The sequence below is a fragment of the Leifsonia naganoensis genome (genome assembly GCF_013410615.1).
Classification (GTDB): Bacteria; Actinomycetota; Actinomycetes; order Actinomycetales; family Microbacteriaceae; genus Leifsonia; species Leifsonia aquatica.
This window is the reverse complement of record NZ_JACCHJ010000001.1, coordinates 650029-666460: the sequence shown is the minus strand read 5'-3', so window position 1 is coordinate 666460 and position 16432 is coordinate 650029. Positions and strand designations below refer to the sequence as shown.

15 protein-coding genes are annotated in these 16432 nt (G+C 69.1%); 12 read left to right on the top strand and 3 right to left on the bottom strand.

Going from position 1 to position 16432, the window contains the following annotated elements; translation table 11 throughout:
* Positions 1-34: 34 nt before the first annotated feature.
* From HNR14_RS03270 to HNR14_RS03225, 10 genes are all read left to right on the top strand, one after another.
* Entirely contained in the window at positions 35-1171 is a 1137-nt protein-coding gene (locus HNR14_RS03270; RefSeq protein WP_179699873.1) for a magnesium and cobalt transport protein CorA, read from the top strand.
* 634 nt (positions 1172-1805) lie between these two features.
* Entirely contained in the window at positions 1806-2888 is a 1083-nt protein-coding gene (locus HNR14_RS03265; protein WP_179699872.1) for a BMP family lipoprotein, read from the top strand.
* A gap of 211 nt (positions 2889-3099) precedes the next feature.
* Entirely contained in the window at positions 3100-4620 is a 1521-nt protein-coding gene (locus HNR14_RS03260) for an ABC transporter ATP-binding protein (protein ID WP_179699871.1), read from the top strand.
* A complete protein-coding gene (locus tag HNR14_RS03255) occupies positions 4617-5909 on the top strand; it encodes an ABC transporter permease (RefSeq protein WP_179699870.1) in 1293 nt (430 codons plus the stop codon). Before HNR14_RS03260 ends, HNR14_RS03255 begins: the two co-directional genes overlap by 4 nt.
* A complete protein-coding gene (locus tag HNR14_RS03250) occupies positions 5906-7195 on the top strand; it encodes an ABC transporter permease subunit (protein ID WP_179699869.1) in 1290 nt (429 codons plus the stop codon). The genes HNR14_RS03255 and HNR14_RS03250 overlap by 4 nt, the downstream gene beginning before the upstream one ends.
* Positions 7192-7605: a cytidine deaminase gene (locus tag HNR14_RS03245; RefSeq protein WP_021758352.1), complete on the top strand. Its 414-nt coding sequence runs from the start codon at positions 7192-7194 to the stop codon at positions 7603-7605. Before HNR14_RS03250 ends, HNR14_RS03245 begins: the two co-directional genes overlap by 4 nt.
* 12 nt (positions 7606-7617) lie before the next feature.
* Positions 7618-8925, top strand: a complete 1308-nt coding sequence (locus HNR14_RS03240) for a thymidine phosphorylase (protein WP_021758351.1) — start codon at positions 7618-7620, stop codon at positions 8923-8925.
* Between the two features lie 31 nt (positions 8926-8956).
* Positions 8957-10075, top strand: coding sequence for an adenosine deaminase (locus HNR14_RS03235; RefSeq protein WP_179699868.1), 1119 nt, complete (start codon positions 8957-8959; stop codon positions 10073-10075).
* A 24-nt stretch (positions 10076-10099) separates the two neighbouring features.
* Positions 10100-10558 (top strand): PTS sugar transporter subunit IIA, encoded by a 459-nt coding sequence (locus tag HNR14_RS03230; protein ID WP_021758349.1) that lies wholly within the window; start codon positions 10100-10102, stop codon positions 10556-10558.
* The gene (locus HNR14_RS03225; RefSeq protein WP_021758348.1) at positions 10555-10827 is read left to right on the top strand and encodes a PTS sugar transporter subunit IIB; all 273 of its coding nucleotides are present in this window, start codon (positions 10555-10557) and stop codon (positions 10825-10827) included. Before HNR14_RS03230 ends, HNR14_RS03225 begins: the two co-directional genes overlap by 4 nt.
* Before the next feature lie 7 nt (positions 10828-10834).
* On the opposite strand, the gene HNR14_RS03220 is transcribed toward HNR14_RS03225, so the two are convergent.
* On the bottom strand, positions 10835-11137 hold the full coding sequence (locus tag HNR14_RS03220; protein WP_021758347.1) for an ArsR/SmtB family transcription factor: 303 nt from the start codon (positions 11135-11137) through the stop codon (positions 10835-10837).
* A gap of 51 nt (positions 11138-11188) precedes the next feature.
* On the opposite strand from HNR14_RS03220, the gene HNR14_RS03215 reads away from it, so the two are divergent.
* Entirely contained in the window at positions 11189-12388 is a 1200-nt protein-coding gene (locus HNR14_RS03215) for an MFS transporter (RefSeq protein ID WP_179699867.1), read from the top strand.
* On the opposite strand, the gene HNR14_RS03210 is transcribed toward HNR14_RS03215, so the two are convergent.
* Both HNR14_RS03210 and HNR14_RS03205 read right to left on the bottom strand, forming a co-directional pair.
* A complete protein-coding gene (locus tag HNR14_RS03210) occupies positions 12378-14081 on the bottom strand; it encodes a phosphohexomutase domain-containing protein (protein ID WP_179699866.1) in 1704 nt (567 codons plus the stop codon). The two genes, HNR14_RS03215 and HNR14_RS03210, sit on opposite strands and share 11 nt — an antisense overlap.
* Entirely contained in the window at positions 14078-14911 is an 834-nt protein-coding gene (locus tag HNR14_RS03205) for a purine-nucleoside phosphorylase (RefSeq protein WP_179699865.1), read from the bottom strand. Before HNR14_RS03205 ends, HNR14_RS03210 begins: the two co-directional genes overlap by 4 nt.
* 84 nt (positions 14912-14995) lie before the next feature.
* On the opposite strand from HNR14_RS03205, the gene HNR14_RS03200 reads away from it, so the two are divergent.
* Positions 14996-16432, top strand: a complete 1437-nt coding sequence (locus tag HNR14_RS03200; RefSeq protein WP_179699864.1) for an NAD(P)H-quinone dehydrogenase — start codon at positions 14996-14998, stop codon at positions 16430-16432.

Below are 16432 nucleotides of genomic sequence, written 5' to 3'. Positions count from 1 at the left end.
GTCCACCCTTCCGCACGCTCCCTGGAGGTGAACGATGGCGAACATCAACCGACGCGGCATTCCCATGCCCTTCGTTTCCCGGTCGCGGAGGGTCGACCCTCCCAGTTCGATCGTCGCCCCGGAGCCCGCGCCCGGTTCGGCCCCGTCGCGCTCGAGCATGGTGGACAGTGCCGTGTACCGCGGCGGCGTCCGCGTCGCGTCGCCGACCACGCTGGCCGAGACCTATCGTGCTCTCGACGCGACGCCCGACGGCGTCGCCTGGATCGGCCTCTACCGGCCGAGCGAGCGCGAGCTGATGTCGCTGGCCGAGGAGTTCAACCTCCACCCGCTCGCCATCGAGGACGCGATCGTCGCCCACCAGCGGCCCAAGCTGGAACGCTACGACACGGTGCTCTTCGTCGTGCTCAAGGCGGCGAACTACCTGGACGTGCCCGAGGAGGTCGACTTCGGCGAGCTGCACCTCTTCGTCGGACCGAACTTCGTGATCACGGTGCGCCACAGCGAGTCGCCCGACCTCTCCACCGTGCGGCATCGCATGGAGGCGGAGCCCGAGCTGCTCGCGCTCGGCCCGCAGGCCGTGCTCTACGCGATCATCGACGCCGTCGTGGATGCGTACAGCCCGGTCGTCGCCGGTCTCGCCAACGACATCGACGAGATCGAGACCCAGGTGTTCGGCGGGGATGCCCTCGTCTCCCGACGCATCTACGAGCTGTCCCGCGAGGTCATCGACTTCCAGCGCGCGACCCATCCGCTCTCCGCGGTGATGATCGCGCTCGAACGCGGCACGGCCAAGTACGGCGTCACCCAGGAGCTCGAACGCCGTCTGCGCGACGTCGCCGACCACCTCACACAGGTGAACGAGCGCGTGGACGGCTTCCGCTACCTTTTGCGCGACATCCTGACGGTGAACTCGACCCTGGTCTCCGAACGTCAGAACGAGGAGATGACCCGCCTCGCGCTCTCGACCCACGAGCAGGGCGAACAGGTCAAGAAGATCTCCTCCTGGGCGGCGATCCTCTTCGCCCCGTCCCTCATCGCGGGCGTCTACGGCATGAACTTCGAGCACATGCCCGAACTGGCATGGCAGTTCGGCTACCCCCTCGCGATCGTCGCGATGCTGGGGCTGAGCACGCTGCTCTATGTGCTGTTCAAGAAGCGCGGGTGGATGTAACGAGTCGGGTGCGAACGCTCTGGTTAAAATGACGCAACCTTCCTAAGTTGATCACAGGCGTTACATTTCAGGCGTTGGATTCCTGATCGCGTGGCGCCTTCGACGAAGGAGTTGAAAATGCGCAAATGGATAACTCGAATCGGGATAGCGTCGAGTGCGGCATTGGTGGGGGCGCTGTTGTTCGCGGCGCCTGCATCTGCGGCGAACTTTCCCTCATGCACGACGGCGAAGTCCGGAAAGACCGGCACAGCGACGTGCGCCCCAAACGGCCAGTCCTATCTTTTCCAGGTCGCAATCCGGTGCAACGGGTGGACGCTTCTTAACGGCTCCTGGAGTACCCAGAAGTACGGCCCCCTCAAACCGCCGGGTGGTCAGTCGAGCGCTTCATGCGCAAGCAATGAGTCGCTTGACTGGGTCGGAGTCATCGTCAGCAATTAGCCGACCAAGGGGTCGCCTCTCTGGGGCGGCCCCTTCTGATTTCGCTCAAATGAGCAGTCGCCAACGGTGCGCGCGTTTGTAACGCTTGCATGAAGAAGCCGGATTTTCGAACGGAGCGGTTCGTCACATTCGGTAACGTCAGTGCATACCCTGGCCGGCGGGCACCTGCGCCGGCCACGCATCTTGGAGGACAACCTTGACAATCACAGCCCGTAAGGCCGGCCTCGTCGGTCTTGCAGCGACCGGCGTCATCGCGCTGCTCGCCGCATGTTCCGCTGCACCGTCCGACAGCTCGTCGACCGGCGCCGCGAAGAGCGACTTCCTGCCCTGCATGGTCTCCGACTCGGGCGGATTCGACGACCACTCGTTCAACCAGCTCGGCTACGAGGGCCTGACCGAAGCGGCTAAGACATTGCAGGTCGAGCCGAAGAAGGCGGAGTCCAAGAGCGAGAACGACTTCGCTCCGAACATCCAGAACATGGTGGACCAGAACTGCAACCTGGTCGTCACCGTCGGCTTCCTGCTCGCCGACGCGACGAAGAAGGCCGCCGCGTCGAACCCCGACGTCAATTTCGCCATCATCGACGACAACTCGATCCAGGCCAAGAACGTCAAGCCGATCATCTTCGACACCGCCCAGGCGGCGTTCCTCGCCGGCTACGCGGCCGCGAGCTACTCGAAGACCGGCATCGTCGGCACCTTCGGCGGCATGCAGATCCCGACCGTCACCATCTTCATGGACGGCTTCGCGGACGGCGTGAAGTACTTCAACGACCAGAAGAGCAAGTCGGTCAAGGTCGTCGGCTGGGACGTCGACGCGCAGAACGGCTCCTTCACCGGTGGCTTCGACGCCAACGAGACCGCGAAGAACACGGCTCAGGGCATCATCGACCAGAACGCCGATGTCATCATGCCGGTCGGCGGCCCGATCTACCAGTCGGCCGCGCAGGCCATCAAGGACTCCGGCAAGTCGATCGCCATGGTCGGCGTCGACGCCGATGTCTACGAGTCGGACCCGAGCGTCAAGGACTTGCTCCTCACCTCGGTCATGAAGGGCATGAAGCCCGCTACGAACGACGTCGTGATCGAGTCGTCGAAGGGCAAGTTCGACAGCACGCCGTACGTCGGCACGCTGAAGAACGACGGTGTCGGCCTCGCGCCGTTCCACGACTTCGCCTCGAAGGTCGACTCCGGCCTGCAGGGCGAGCTCGACAAGATCAAGGCAGGCATCATCGACGGCTCGATCAAGGTCACGTCGCCCTCGTCGCCCAAGCAGTAACTCGGCAACGACGGCAACACACTCGACGGGGAGGTCAGCGCCGCTGGCCTCCCCGTTGTCGTGCCCTTGTCCAGATGCTCATCTGAGCACAGACTGACATATGCGCAGACGGTAGATTGAACAGGCGCAACGAGGCCACCGCCGTTGTCGCGTGCCACCGCTCACTGTCTCTGTGCTCACCACGGGCGAGTAGAGAAGGAACCCCACCCGAATGAAGCTCGAACTTCGCGGCATCACCAAACGGTTCGGTGCCCTGGTCGCCAACGACCACATCGACCTCACGGTCGAACCTGGCGAGATCCACTGCCTGCTCGGCGAGAACGGCGCAGGCAAGTCGACCCTGATGAACGTCCTCTACGGCCTCTACCAGGCCGAGGAGGGCGACATCCTGCTGGACGACGCCGTCCAGCACTTCGCCGGCCCCGGCGACGCCATGAAGGCCGGCATCGGCATGGTGCACCAGCACTTCATGCTCATACCCGTCTTCACCGTCGCCGAGAACGTCATGCTCGGCCACGAGCAGACGAAGTTCGGCGGTCGTCTCGACCTGGCCGCGGCCCGCGCGAAGGTGCGCGAGATCTCCGCCCGGTTCGGCTTCGATGTCGACCCGGACGCGCTGGTCGAAGACCTCCCCATCGGTGTGCAGCAGCGCGTCGAGATCATCAAGGCGCTCTCCCAGAACGCGAAGGTGCTCGTCTTCGACGAGCCCACCGCCGTACTGACCCCGCAGGAGACCGATGAGCTGATGGGCATCATGCGCCAGCTCAAGGAGCAGGGCACGGCGATCATCTTCATCACCCACAAGCTGCGCGAGGTGCGCGAGGTGGCCGACCGCATCACGGTCATCCGCCTCGGCAAGGTCGTCGGCGAGGCCGAGCCCACCGCCACGAACGCCGAGATGGCGTCGATGATGGTCGGTCGCGCGGTCTCGCTCACGGTGCACAAGGAGCCGGCGGCACCCGGCGACGCGGCGCTCGTGGTCACGGATCTCTCGGTGATCGACCCGATCGGCCAGCTCGTGGTCAACCGGGTCAGCTTCGAGGTCCGTGCAGGCGAGATCCTTGCCATCGCCGGCGTGCAGGGCAACGGTCAGACCGAGCTCACCGAGGCGATCCTCGGGCTGCAGCCCCGCGTCGAGGGCACGATCGTGCTCGACGGCAACGAGATCCAGGGGCAGAGCCCGCGCAAGGTGCTCGACGCCGGTGTCGGGTTCGTGCCGGAGGACCGCAATGAGGACGGCCTCGTCGGCGAGTTCAGCATCCAGGAGAACCTGATGCTGGACCGCTCGACCGGGGAGCCCTTCGTCAAGGCGGGCAACATCCAGTTCTCGTATCTCAAGCAGTTCGCCGAGGAGAAGGTGCGCGAGTTCGACGTGCGCACCCAGTCGATCGACACCGCCGTCGGCCGCCTCTCGGGCGGCAACGCACAGAAGGTCGTGCTCGCCCGCGAGCTGAGCCGCGAGTTGCGGCTGTTCGTGGCGGCGCAGCCGACCCGCGGTCTGGACGTCGGCTCGATCGAGTTCGTCCACAAGCGCATCGTCGAGACCCGCGACTCCGGCGTGCCGGTGATCGTCGTCTCGACCGAGCTCGACGAGGTCGCGGCGCTGGCCGACCGCATCGCCGTCATGTACCGCGGGGGAATCGTTGGAATCGTGCCGGGGGACACGTCGCGAGACGTCCTCGGCCTCATGATGGCCGGCGAGTCGCCGGAGCAGGCAGGAGCAGCAGCATGACCGGGACCCCCACTCCCAGCCAGCCCGTGGCGCCGGCGCAACCGGCACCGTCCGGTCAGCCGGCCGGCAAGCCGGAGAACGACGACCGCTGGAACAAGGCGGTCCGCGACATCATGGGCGGACCGGTGATCATCTCGATCCTCGCCGTGGTGCTCGCGCTCGTCGTCGGCGCGATCCTGATCGCCGCCACCGACCCCGAGGTGCAGAAGGCGGCGGGATACTTCTTCGCCCGCCCCGGCGACACGTTCAAGGCCATCTGGGACTCGGTCTCCAGCGCCTACGTGTCGATGTTCCAGGGAGCCATCTACAACTTCCGCCGCCCGACGTTCGCCGCCGGTATCCGCCCCCTGACGGAGACACTGACGTTCGCCACACCGCTGATCGTCAGCGGTCTCGGCGTGGCCCTCGCCTTCCGCGTCGGCCTGTTCAACATCGGCGGCCAGGGACAGATCCTCATCGCCGCGGCCGCCTCGGCCTGGGTCGGCTTCTCGTGGAACCTGCCCCCGGTCATCCACCTCGTGCTCGCCGTCGTGGCGGGCATCGCGGGCGGTGCGATCTGGGCCGGCATCGTCGGCGTCCTGAAGGCGAGGACCGGCGCGCACGAGGTGATCGTGACGATCATGCTCAACTACATCGCCTTCTACCTGGTCGCGTACATGCTGCGCACCCAGGGCCTCCTGCAGGCGCCGGGCTCGAACAACCCGAAGGCGCCGGCGATCCACGCCAACGCGGTCTTCCCGCCCCTCTTCGGCGAGCAGTACAACCTCACCTGGGCGTTCATCGTCGTGATCGCCGCGACGGTCTTCGTGTGGTGGCTGATCAACCGCTCGAGCCTCGGCTTCCGCTTCCGCGCGGTCGGCGAGAACCCGAACGCGGCCCGCGTCGCCGGCATCAACGTCAAGAACATCTACCTCTACGCGATGCTCATCGCGGGTGGCCTCGTCGGCATCGCCGGCGCGAGCCAGGCGCTCGGCGTCTTCCCGCAGGGCATCAGCTCGGGCGTGGACGCGGGCATCGGCTTCGACGCCATCACCGTGGCCCTGCTCGGCCGGTCCAAGCCGTGGGGCGTCTTCATCGCCGGTCTGCTCTTCGGGGCGCTCAAGGCCGGCGGCTTCACGATCCAGGCCGCGAACGACATCCCGATCGACATCGTCCTGGTGATGCAGTCGCTCATCGTCCTCTTCGTCGCCGCGCCGCCGCTGGTGCGCGCGATCTTCCGCCTGCCGACGCCCGGGAGCACTCCCCGGAGACAGCGTCCCATCGTCACGAAGGAGGTGGCGGCCAAGTGACCACCACGGCCCCCGTCATCCCGGACTCCGCGCCCATCGCGCTGGAGAAGGCAGAGATCCGCTCCTGGAAGGCCCCGATCGCCTTCGCGGTGTTCGTGGTCATCAGCCTCGTCCTGTTCCTCGGCTTCTCGCGCCACGGCCAGAGCACCTTCCGGTTCTCCGAGTCGTCCGACGCGGTCAAGCTCCCGAACCTCGTCGTCGACACGTTCTCGACCACGATCGTCGTGACCGTGATCCTCGCGATCATCACCGCCTACAGCGCCTACCTCTCCTGGAACGCGCGCAAGACGCCGATCTGGCTCGTCGTCGTGTTCGCCCTGGCGTTCATGTTCGGCTTCCTCGCCTGGGCGGGCTCGGGCGAGCTGCCCGTCCCGGTCACCGGCCTCCTGCTCGGCACGATCAGCCTCTCTGTCCCGCTCGTGTTCGGCGCCCTGGGCGGCGTGATCTCGGAGCGCGGCGGCGTCGTCAACGTCGCCATCGAGGGCCAGCTGCTCGCCGGAGCGTTCGTGTCTGCCATGACCGCGACGCTCACCGGCAGCTGGGTCGTCGGCCTGCTGGCCGCGATGGTCGCCGGCGTGCTGGTCTCGTTCGTGCTCGCCGCCTTCGCCATCAAGTACCTGGTCGACCAGGTCATCGTCGGCGTCGTGCTCAACGTGCTCGTCACCGGCCTCACCAGCTTCTTCTACTCGCAGGTGCTCGCGGCCGACCCGTCGGCCCTCAACCACCCGCCGCGCCTGCCGGACTGGCCCATCCCGTTCCTCAGCGAGATCCCGATCATCGGCAAGGTGCTCTTCAACCAGACGATCATCGAGTACCTCATGTACATCGCGATCTTCGTGGTGTGGTTCGGTCTGTTCAAGACCCGCTGGGGCCTGCGCCTCCGCTCGGTCGGCGAGCACCCGGAGGCCGCGGACACCGTCGGCATCAAGGTCAACAGCACGCGGTTCTGGAACGTCTCCCTCGCCGGAGCGATCGCCGGACTCGGCGGCGCGTACTTCACGCTCGGCTCGGTCGGCGCCTTCTCCAAGGAGATGACCGCCGGACAGGGCTTCATCGCCCTGGCGGCCGTCATCTTCGGTCGCTGGGACCCGATCCGCGCCACCCTCGCGGCCCTGCTCTTCGGCTTCGCGTCGAACCTGCAGAACGTGCTCGGCATCATCGGCTCGCCCGTCCCGAGCGAGTTCATGCTCATGCTCCCGTACGTCGTGACGATCTTCGCGGTCGCCGGCCTCGTCGGGATGTCGCGGGCACCCGCCGCCGACGGCAAGCCCTACATCAAGTCATGACCGCGCCGCAGATCGACTGGGAGGCGCTGCGCGTCTCCGCGACCGAGGCCATGTCGCACGCCTACGTCCCGTACTCGCAGTTCCCCGTGGGAGCGGCGGCGCTGGTCGACGACGGGCGCATCGTCAGCGGCTGCAACGTGGAGAACGCCAGCTACGGCGTGACGCTCTGCGCCGAGTGCGGACTGGTGTCCTCGCTCGCGATGACCGGCGGAGGGCGCCTCGTCGCCTTCACCTGCGTGAACGGCGGGGGCGACATCCTCATGCCGTGCGGGCGCTGCCGGCAGCTGCTCTACGAGCACTCCGCCGAGGGGATGCTGCTGCAGACCGTCTCCGGCATCCGCACGATCGACGAGGTGCTGCCCGACGCGTTCGGCCCGCGCCAGCTCGACGAGTACCGCAACAACGACTAGGAAACAGATCCCGTGACCCAGACTGCAGGAGCGGTCGAGGCGTTCGACGCCGTCGACCTGATCAGGACCAAGCGCGACCGCGGAGAGCTCGGCACTGCCGAGATCGACTGGCTGGTCGACGCCTACACCCGCGGCTACGTCGGCGACGAGCAGATGTCCGCGATGATCATGGCGATCTTCCTCAACGGGATGACGCGCCGCGAGATCAAGGACCTCACGATGGCGATGATCGCCTCGGGCGAGCGCATGGACTTCTCGGGGCTCGGCAAGCCGACCACGGACAAGCACTCGACCGGCGGCGTCGGCGACAAGATCACGCTCCCGCTCATGCCGCTCGTCGCGACGTTCGGAGTGGCCGTCCCGCAGCTGTCGGGCCGCGGGCTCGGCCACACCGGCGGCACGCTCGACAAGCTCGAGAGCATCCCGGGCTGGCGCGCGAACCTCAGCAACGAGGAGATGTTCGCCCAGCTGCAGAACGAGGGCGGCGTCATCTGCGCCGCCGGGTCGGGGCTCGCTCCGGCCGACGGCAAGCTCTACGCGCTGCGCGACATCACCGGAACGGTCGAGGCCATCCCGCTGATCGCGTCCTCGATCATGTCGAAGAAGATCGCGGAGGGCACCAGCGCGCTGGTCCTCGACGTGAAGTTCGGCTCGGGCGCATTCCTCAAGGACATCGAGAAGTCGCGCGAGCTCGCCCGCACCATGGTCGAGCTCGGCAAGGACGCGGGCGTCGCGACGTCCGCCCTTCTCACCGACATGAACGTCCCGCTCGGCCTCGCCATCGGCAACGCCAACGAGGTGCGGGAGTCCGTCGAGGTGCTCGAGGGCGGCGGCCCCGCCGACATCGTCGAGCTGACCGTGGCCCTGGCCCGCGAGATGCTCGCCCTCGCCGGACGCCCGGACGAAGACGTGGAGGCGGCGCTGAAGGACGGCCGCGCGATGGACAAGTGGCGCGAGGTCATCCGCGCCCAGGGCGGCGACCCGGACGCCCCGCTGCCCGTCGCGAAGGAGACGCACACGGTCGTCGCCGAGTCCGACGGCATCCTGGTCGAGCAGCAGGCGCTGCCGTTCGGCATCGGCGCCTGGCGTCTCGGGGCCGGACGCGCGCGCAAGCAGGACCCGGTGCAGCACGCCGCGGGCATCGACCTGCACGCGAAGCCCGGCGATACGGTCCGCAAGGGCGACCCGCTGTTCACGCTCTCGGCCGACGAGCCCGCGCGCTTCGAGCGCGCGCTCGAGGCCATCGAGGGCGCGTACCGCATCGCGCCGGCCGGCACGCCGTTCACCCGCGGTCCGCTCATCGCCGACCGCATCTCCTGAACCGCCCCGGCGAACCGATAGATTGAAGGACATGAGCGAACAGAACGCCGGGTACGCACTCGCCGACGGGACCGACATCCGCGCACTGCCGAAGGTGTCGCTGCACGACCACCTCGACGGCGGCCTCCGCCCCGCGACGGTGATCGAGCTGGGCGACGCCATCGGCCTCGAGCTGCCGACGACCGACCCGGTTGAGCTGGCCCGCTGGTTCGGCGAGAAGTCGAACTCTGGCTCGCTCGTCGAGTACCTCAAGACGTTCGACCTCACGACCGCCGTGATGCAGACCCGCGAGGGTCTCACGCGCGTCGCCCGCGAGTTCGTGCAGGACCTCGGCGCCGACGGCGTCGTGTACGGCGAGATCCGCTGGGCGCCCGAGCAGCACCTGACCCGCGGCCTCAGCCTGGACGAGACCGTCGAGGCGGTGCAGGAGGGCATCGAGGCCGGCATCCAGGATGTGCGCGCCACCGGCAAGCGCATCCGCGTCGGCCAGCTCGTCAGCGCCATGCGTCACCTCGACCGCGGACTCGAGATCGCGCAGCTCGCCGTCCGCCACCGCGACAACGGCGTGGTCGGCTTCGACATCGCCGGTCCCGAGGCGGGCTTCCCGCCCGCGAACCAGCGGGCCGCGTTCGACTATCTGGCCGAGAACTTCTTCCCGGCGACCGTGCACGCGGGGGAGGCGGACGGCCTCGACAGCATCCGCAGCGCCCTCCTCGACGGCCGCGCCCTGCGCCTCGGCCACGGCGTGCGCATCGCGGAGGACATCTCCATCGAGCGCCAGGACGACGAGAACACGTACGTGACGCTCGGCACCCTCTCGCAGTGGGTCAAGGACCGCGAGATCGCGCTGGAGACCAGCCCGACCTCGAACCTGCAGACCGGCGCCATCGCCGCCTGGGGCACCGACATCCTCGACCACCCGTTCGACCTGCTCTACCAGCTCGGCTTCCGCGTGACGGTGAACACCGACAACCGACTGATGAGCGGCACGACGCTGACTCGCGAGCTGAGCATCCTGGCCGACGCCTTCGCCTACGACCGCACCGACCTGGAGATCTTCCAGCTCAACGCGGCCGCCGGCGCGTTCCTCCCGCTGGAGGAACGTGAGGAGCTGGCGGACATCATCACAGCAGGTTTCGAGGGTTCCTGACACGGCGACGGCTACGCTGGGATCATGCCGCTGCCACCGCTGCCCGAATCCGCCGTCACCGTCGGGGCGCACGCCTCCGACTGGCGTGATGCGGTGCGGCTCGCGGGCGAGGCGCTGACCCGTTCTGGTGCGACCGAGCAGGGCTACGGCGACCGGATGATCCAGGTGATCGAGGAGTTCGGCGCGTACATCGTGATCGCTCCTGGCCTGGCCCTCGCGCACGCGCGCCCCGGCCCGGACGTGAACCACGACGGTCTCGCCGTCGTCACGCTCGACGAGCCGGTGGTGTTCGGCCACCCGCACAACGACCCGGTCTCGGTGGTGCTCGGCCTGGCCGTCTCCACCCCGGAGGCGCACGTGACGAGCGTCGCCGAGCTGGCGAACGTCTTCAACGACCCCGAGTCCATCCCCGCACTGGCGGCGGCGAAGGACGTGGCCGACGTGCAGCGTGTGCTCGCCCGCTCCGAGGAGAACGCCCGATGAAGATCGTCGCGATCTGCGGCGTCGGGCTCGGCACCTCCGGCATCCTCAAGGTCAACGCGGAACGGGTGCTGGACCGGCTGGGCATCGACGCCGACGTGACCGCGACCGACGTCGGCAGTCTGTCGGCCGCCGCCGCGGACGCCCAGGTCATCCTGTCGTCGCCGGAGCTCGTGGAGCGCATCGGCCCGACGAACGCCGACGTGATCGTCGTCGAGAACTACTTCGACCTCGACGAGCTGGAGCGCAAGCTCGACGAGGCGCTCGGCTAGCAGGCGGTCAGTCCGTCAGCAGCGCCTCGATCAGTCCGGGGAACCGGGCGTCGAGCTCGGCACGACGCAACTGGATGTCGTGCGTGCGTCCGTTGACGATCGTGTTCGTGAGGCCCGCCTCGCGCAGCGTCTTGAAGTGGTGCGCCATGGTCGACTTCTGCACGTCGCATCCCCACTCGGTGAGGGTCTTGGGATGGGGTTCGCCGTCGGCGAGGACGCGCACCATCTGCAGCCGTACCGGGTCGGCCACGGCGCGGAGCAGATCCACCAGCTCGACCGCGTCCATCGGCGGCGAGGGGTATTCGGTCATGCGGCGTCCAATTGTTTGACAATCATCGAACAGTCGCCCTACGCTGACCGTATGACGACCATCGAACAATCGTACCGCAGGACCACCCCGGCCCTCGTGGTCCTCGCGCTCGGCCTCTTCGTCGTGGGGACGAACGCGTTCGTCATCGCCGGACTGCTGCCGCAGATCGCGAGCACGCTCGGCACCACCCCCTCGGCCGTCAGCGTGTCGATCACCACGTACTCCCTCGTCGTCGCGGTCGCGGCACCGGCCGTCTCGATCCTGCTGCCGCGCGTGCCGCGCTCGACGCTGATGGGTGCCGGGTTGGCGCTGTTCGCCGTCGGGACCGCCGTTGCGGCACTCGCGCCCGATCTCGGCTGGTTCATCGCCGGGCGCACGTTCTCGGGCATCGGCGGTGCCGCACTCGTCCCGACGGCCACCGCGGCGGCGGCGGCCCTCTCCGCCCCGGAGAAGCGGGGGCGGGCGCTCGCGCTGGTGGGTGCCGGCTTCACGCTCGCCACCGCGGTCGGCTCGCCGCTCGGCACGGCCCTCGGCGGCGTCGCCGGCTGGCGGTTCGCCCTCTGGTGCGTGGTGGCCCTCGGCGCGGTGCTCGCCGTCCTCATCCCGCTGCTGGTGCGGCGCGTGCCCCTGGCTCCACCCGCGACGCTGCGTCGGCGGCTCGCGACCCTCGCCGACCTGCGCGTGCTCGCGCTGCTCGCGACCACGGTGTTCATGATCGCGGGGTTCAACATCGTCTACATCTTCTCCGCAGCGGTGACCCGCCCCTCCACCGGCGGCTCCGGCTCACTGCTGGCCGTCCTGCTGCTGGCCTACGGAGCGGCGGGCATCGTCGGCAACATCGTCGCCGGGCCGCTGACCGACCGGTTCGGCAGCCGAGCCGTCGCCGCCATCGCCCTCATCGGCCAGGTCGTCGCGCTCGCGGTGCTGCCGTTCGTCGAGGCGTCGTTCGCGGCCTCCCTGGTCGTGTTCGCCCTTTGGGGGATCGCGGCGTTCGCGATCGCGATCCCCGTGCAGCACCGGCTGGTGCATGTGGACCCCGAAACCTCGGCGCTCGCGCTCTCGTGGTACTCGACCGCGATGTACGTCGGGATCGCGATCGCACCTCCCATCGGCTCCCTCGCGCTCGGCGCGGGAGGGGCGGGGGCCGTCCCGGTCGCGGGCGCCGTCGTGACCGTGGTGGCGCTGGCGGCGTTCCTGCTCAGCTACGCCGCCCGCGCCACCTCCCGGTCGCGATCGGTCCCTACGCTGTGAGGGCGCGCATGGCGTCGCCGAGCGCGGCGACCCGTGCGGTCGCCGTGGCGCGGCGCTCGTCGACGGTGCCCTCGTCGCTCGAGGCGTCGATGTAGATCTTCAGCTTCGGCTCGGTCCCGCTCGGGCGGACCATCACGCGCGAACCATCGGCGAGGTGGATGCGCAGCACATCGCTCGGGGGGAGGCCCTCGAAGCCGTCGCGCAGATCGTCGATCTGCTCCACGCGGACATCGCCGAGCCGGCTCGGCGGCGTCGCACGCAGTGAGGCCATGATCTCGCCGATGCGCGAGAGGTCGGTCACGCGCAGCGAGATCTGGTCGCTGGCGAAGTACCCGAACTTCTCGGCGAACGCGTCCAGGCGGTCGGCGATGCTCTGCCCCTGCGCGGCGAGCGTCGCCGCCAGGTCGAGCAGTGCGGTCGCCGCGGAGATGCCGTCCTTGTCGCGCACGGTCTCCGGGTTCACCAGGTAGCCCAGGGCCTCCTCGAACCCGAAGATGAGCCCGGGCGCGCGCGAGACCCACTTGAACCCGGTGAGGGTGTCGGCGAAGTCGAGGTGGTACGCGGCCGCCACCGCGGCGAGTGCGGGGGACGAGACGATCGAGCAGGCCAGCACGCCGTCGGGCGCGCCGTCTCCCGCGGACGCCTCGGCGAGTTCGGCGGCCCGCCAGCCGAGCAGAGCGCCGACCTCGTTGCCGCTCAGCCGGCGGTAACCCTGCTCCGACGCGTCCGGGATGGCGACGGCCAGCCGGTCGGCGTCCGGGTCGTTCGCGATGACGAGGTCGACGCCGGCGGCCCGGGCGGTCTCGAACGCGAGGTCCATCGCGCCCGGCTCCTCCGGGTTGGGGAACGACACGGTGGGGAAGGCTGGGTCGGGGTCGATCTGCGCCACGACGACCTCGGGCTCGGCGAATCCTGCCGCCGCGAACACCTCGCGGGCCGTGCGCCAGCCCACGCCGTGCATGGCGGTGTAGGCGAACGAGACCGCGTCGCGCGGCGCATCGGTCGTCGCCAGCGCGGCGGTGGCCTCGATGTAGGCGCGCTCGACGTCGTCGGACGCGATCTCGTACTGCTCCGAGCGCGGGAGGTCGAGCACGCTGCCCGAGGCGACGTCCAGGATCTGCGCGGCGATCTCCGCATCCGTCGGCGAGACGATCTGCGAGCCGTGATCCAGGCCGCCGAGGTAGACCTTGTAGCCGTTGTCGTTCGGCGGGTTGTGGCTGGCGGTGACCATCACACCGGCGCTCACGTCGAGGTGGCGTACCGCGAACGCGAGGACGGGCGTCGGCAGCAGACGGGGGAGCAGCACGGCGCGCACGCCGGCGCCCGCCATCAGCTCCGCGGTGTCCCGCGCGAAGACGTCCGAGTTCTTGCGGCCGTCGTAGCCGATGACGACGGACGGCGTTCCGTCCTCCGCGTGCTCCAGCAGCCAGCGGGCGAAGCCGGCGGCGGCCTGCGAGACCAGCACGCGGTTCATCCGGTTGGGGCCGGCCGCGATCTCCCCGCGGAGGCCGGCCGTGCCGAAGGCGAGCCGGGTGTCGAAGCGCGAGTGGAGGTCGGCCACGGCGTCCGCGTCGCCCTCGGCGGCGGAGGCGACCAGCGCCTCCAGCTCGGCACGGGTCTCCGGATCCGGGTCCTGCTCCTGCCAGGCACGCGCCGCGGCGAGCAGGCCGTCGGTGTCGAGCGCGGTGCTCACAGCGCCGCCACGATCCGGGCGAGGAGCGCGCTGATCACCGGCTCGGCCTCCTGGCCCGCCTCGATGACCTCGGCGTGGCTCAGCGGGGTCTTCTGGATGCCCGCGGCCAGGTTGGTGATGAGCGACATGCCCAGGATCTCCATCCCGGCCTGGCGGGCGGCGATCGCCTCCAGGGCGGTCGACATGCCGACGATGTGGCCGCCGATGGTCTTCGCCATCTGCACCTCGGCCGGGGTCTCGTAGTGCGGGCCGCGGAACTGCGTGTACACGCCCTCGTCGAGCGAGCCGTCGATCGACTTCGCGAGTTCGCGGAGGCGGCTCGAGTACAGGTCGGTCAGGTCGATGAAGGTCGCGCCCTCCAGCGGGGAGTCCGCGGTGAGGTTGATGTGGTCGCTGATCAGCACGGGCGTTCCGGGCTTCCAGTGCTCCTTGATGCCTCCTGCGCCGTTGGTGAGGATCATCGTGGTCGCACCCGTGGCGGCCGCCGTGCGCACGCTGTGCACGACCCGGCGCACGCCGTGCCCTTCGTAGTAGTGCGTGCGGGCGCCGATGACGAGGGCGCGCTTGCCGCTCGGCAGGAGCACCGAGCGCAGCGTGCCGACGTGGCCGGCCAGCGCGGGCTTGCCGAAGCCGACGATCTCGGTGGCGGGGATGGTCGCGGTGGTCTCGCCGATGAGGTCCGCCGCCTTGCCCCAGCCGCTGCCGAGGGTGAGTGCGATGTCGTGCTTCTCGACGCTGGTCTTCTCGGCCAGCTGCTCCGCCGCCTGGCGGGCGATCGCGAAGGGATCTGCCTGGGGGTCGTCGAGGGGATTCGTGTTCGTTTCGAGCATGAGCCAACTCTACTGAGCGCGCTGCGGGCGTCCAGGAGCGACGGGATGCGCATCGGCGCGTGCGCATGCGGAAGAATGGTGTGCATGGCCTTTGAATTCGAGCGCAAGCAGCGCATCGCCGTGCTCGGCGGCGGACCGGGCGGCTACGAGGCGGCGATCGCGGGTGCACAGCTCGGAGCCGACGTGACCCTGGTCGAGCGGTCGGGCGTCGGCGGCTCCGCCGTCATCACCGACGTCGTCCCCTCGAAGAGCCTCATCGCGACGGCGGAGGCCACCAACTCCATCGCCGAGGCGGCCGACCTCGGCGTGCAGTTCTACAGCCGCGGCGACCACGGCAAGCCCGTCCGTCCCGAGATCGCCGTCAACCTCGCCGCGGTCAACAAGCGCTTGATGGGCCTCGCCCGGCAGCAGTCCGAGGACATGCGCGCCGAGCTCGTCCGCGCCGGCGTGAACATCGTCAACGGCGAAGGACGGCTCGACGGCGACGGGGCGATCATCGTCTCGACCGCCCGCGGCGGCTCCGGCACCGACTTCGATCGGGTCGAGGCCGACACGATCGTCATCGCCGTCGGCGCGCGCCCCCGCGTCCTGCCCAGCGCGGTCCCGGACGGGGAGCGCATCCTCACCTGGACGCAGCTCTACGACCTCGACGCCGTGCCCGAGCACCTCATCGTGGTGGGATCCGGTGTCACCGGCGCCGAGTTCGCCTCCGCCTACACGGCGCTCGGCTCGAAGGTCACGCTCATCTCCTCCCGCGACCAGGTGCTCCCGGGCGAGGACGCCGACGCGGCACGCGTCATCGAGAACGTCTTCAAGCGCAACGGCATGCAGGTGCTCTCGAAGTCCCGCGCGGAGTCCGTCGTGCGCACCGAGAACGGCGTCGTCGCGACCCTCTCGGACGGCCGCACCGTCGAGGGCACCCACTGCCTCATGGCCGTCGGCTCCATCCCGAACACCACGGGCATCGGGCTCGAGGAGGCCGGCATCCAGCAGACGCCGTCCGGCCACATCCGGGTCAACCGCGTCGCGCGCACCTCCATCCCGAACATCTACGCGGCGGGCGACTGCTCCGACCTGCTGCCGCTGGCCTCCGTCGCCTCCATGCAGGGACGCACGGCCGTCTTCCACGCCATGGGCGACGCGGTCAACCCGATCGAGCTGCGCAACGTGACCTCCAACATCTTCACGCAGCCCGAGATCGCGACCGTCGGCTGGAATCAGAAGCAGATCGAGGACGGCATCGCCCAGGGCGACATCTACAAGCTGCCGCTGAAGTCGAACCCGCGCGCCAAGATGCTCGGCCTGCGGGACGGCTTCGTGAAGCTGTTCGCCCGCACGGGCTCCGGCACCGTGATCGGCGGCGTCATCGTCGCTCCCCGCGCCTCGGAGCTGATATTCCCACTCGCGCTCGCGGTGGAGCACCGCCTCACGGTCGACCAGGTCGCCCGTGCGTTCACCGTCTATCCCTCGCTCTCGGGCTCGATCTCGGACGCCGCGCGCGCCATGCACATCGTCCTCTGA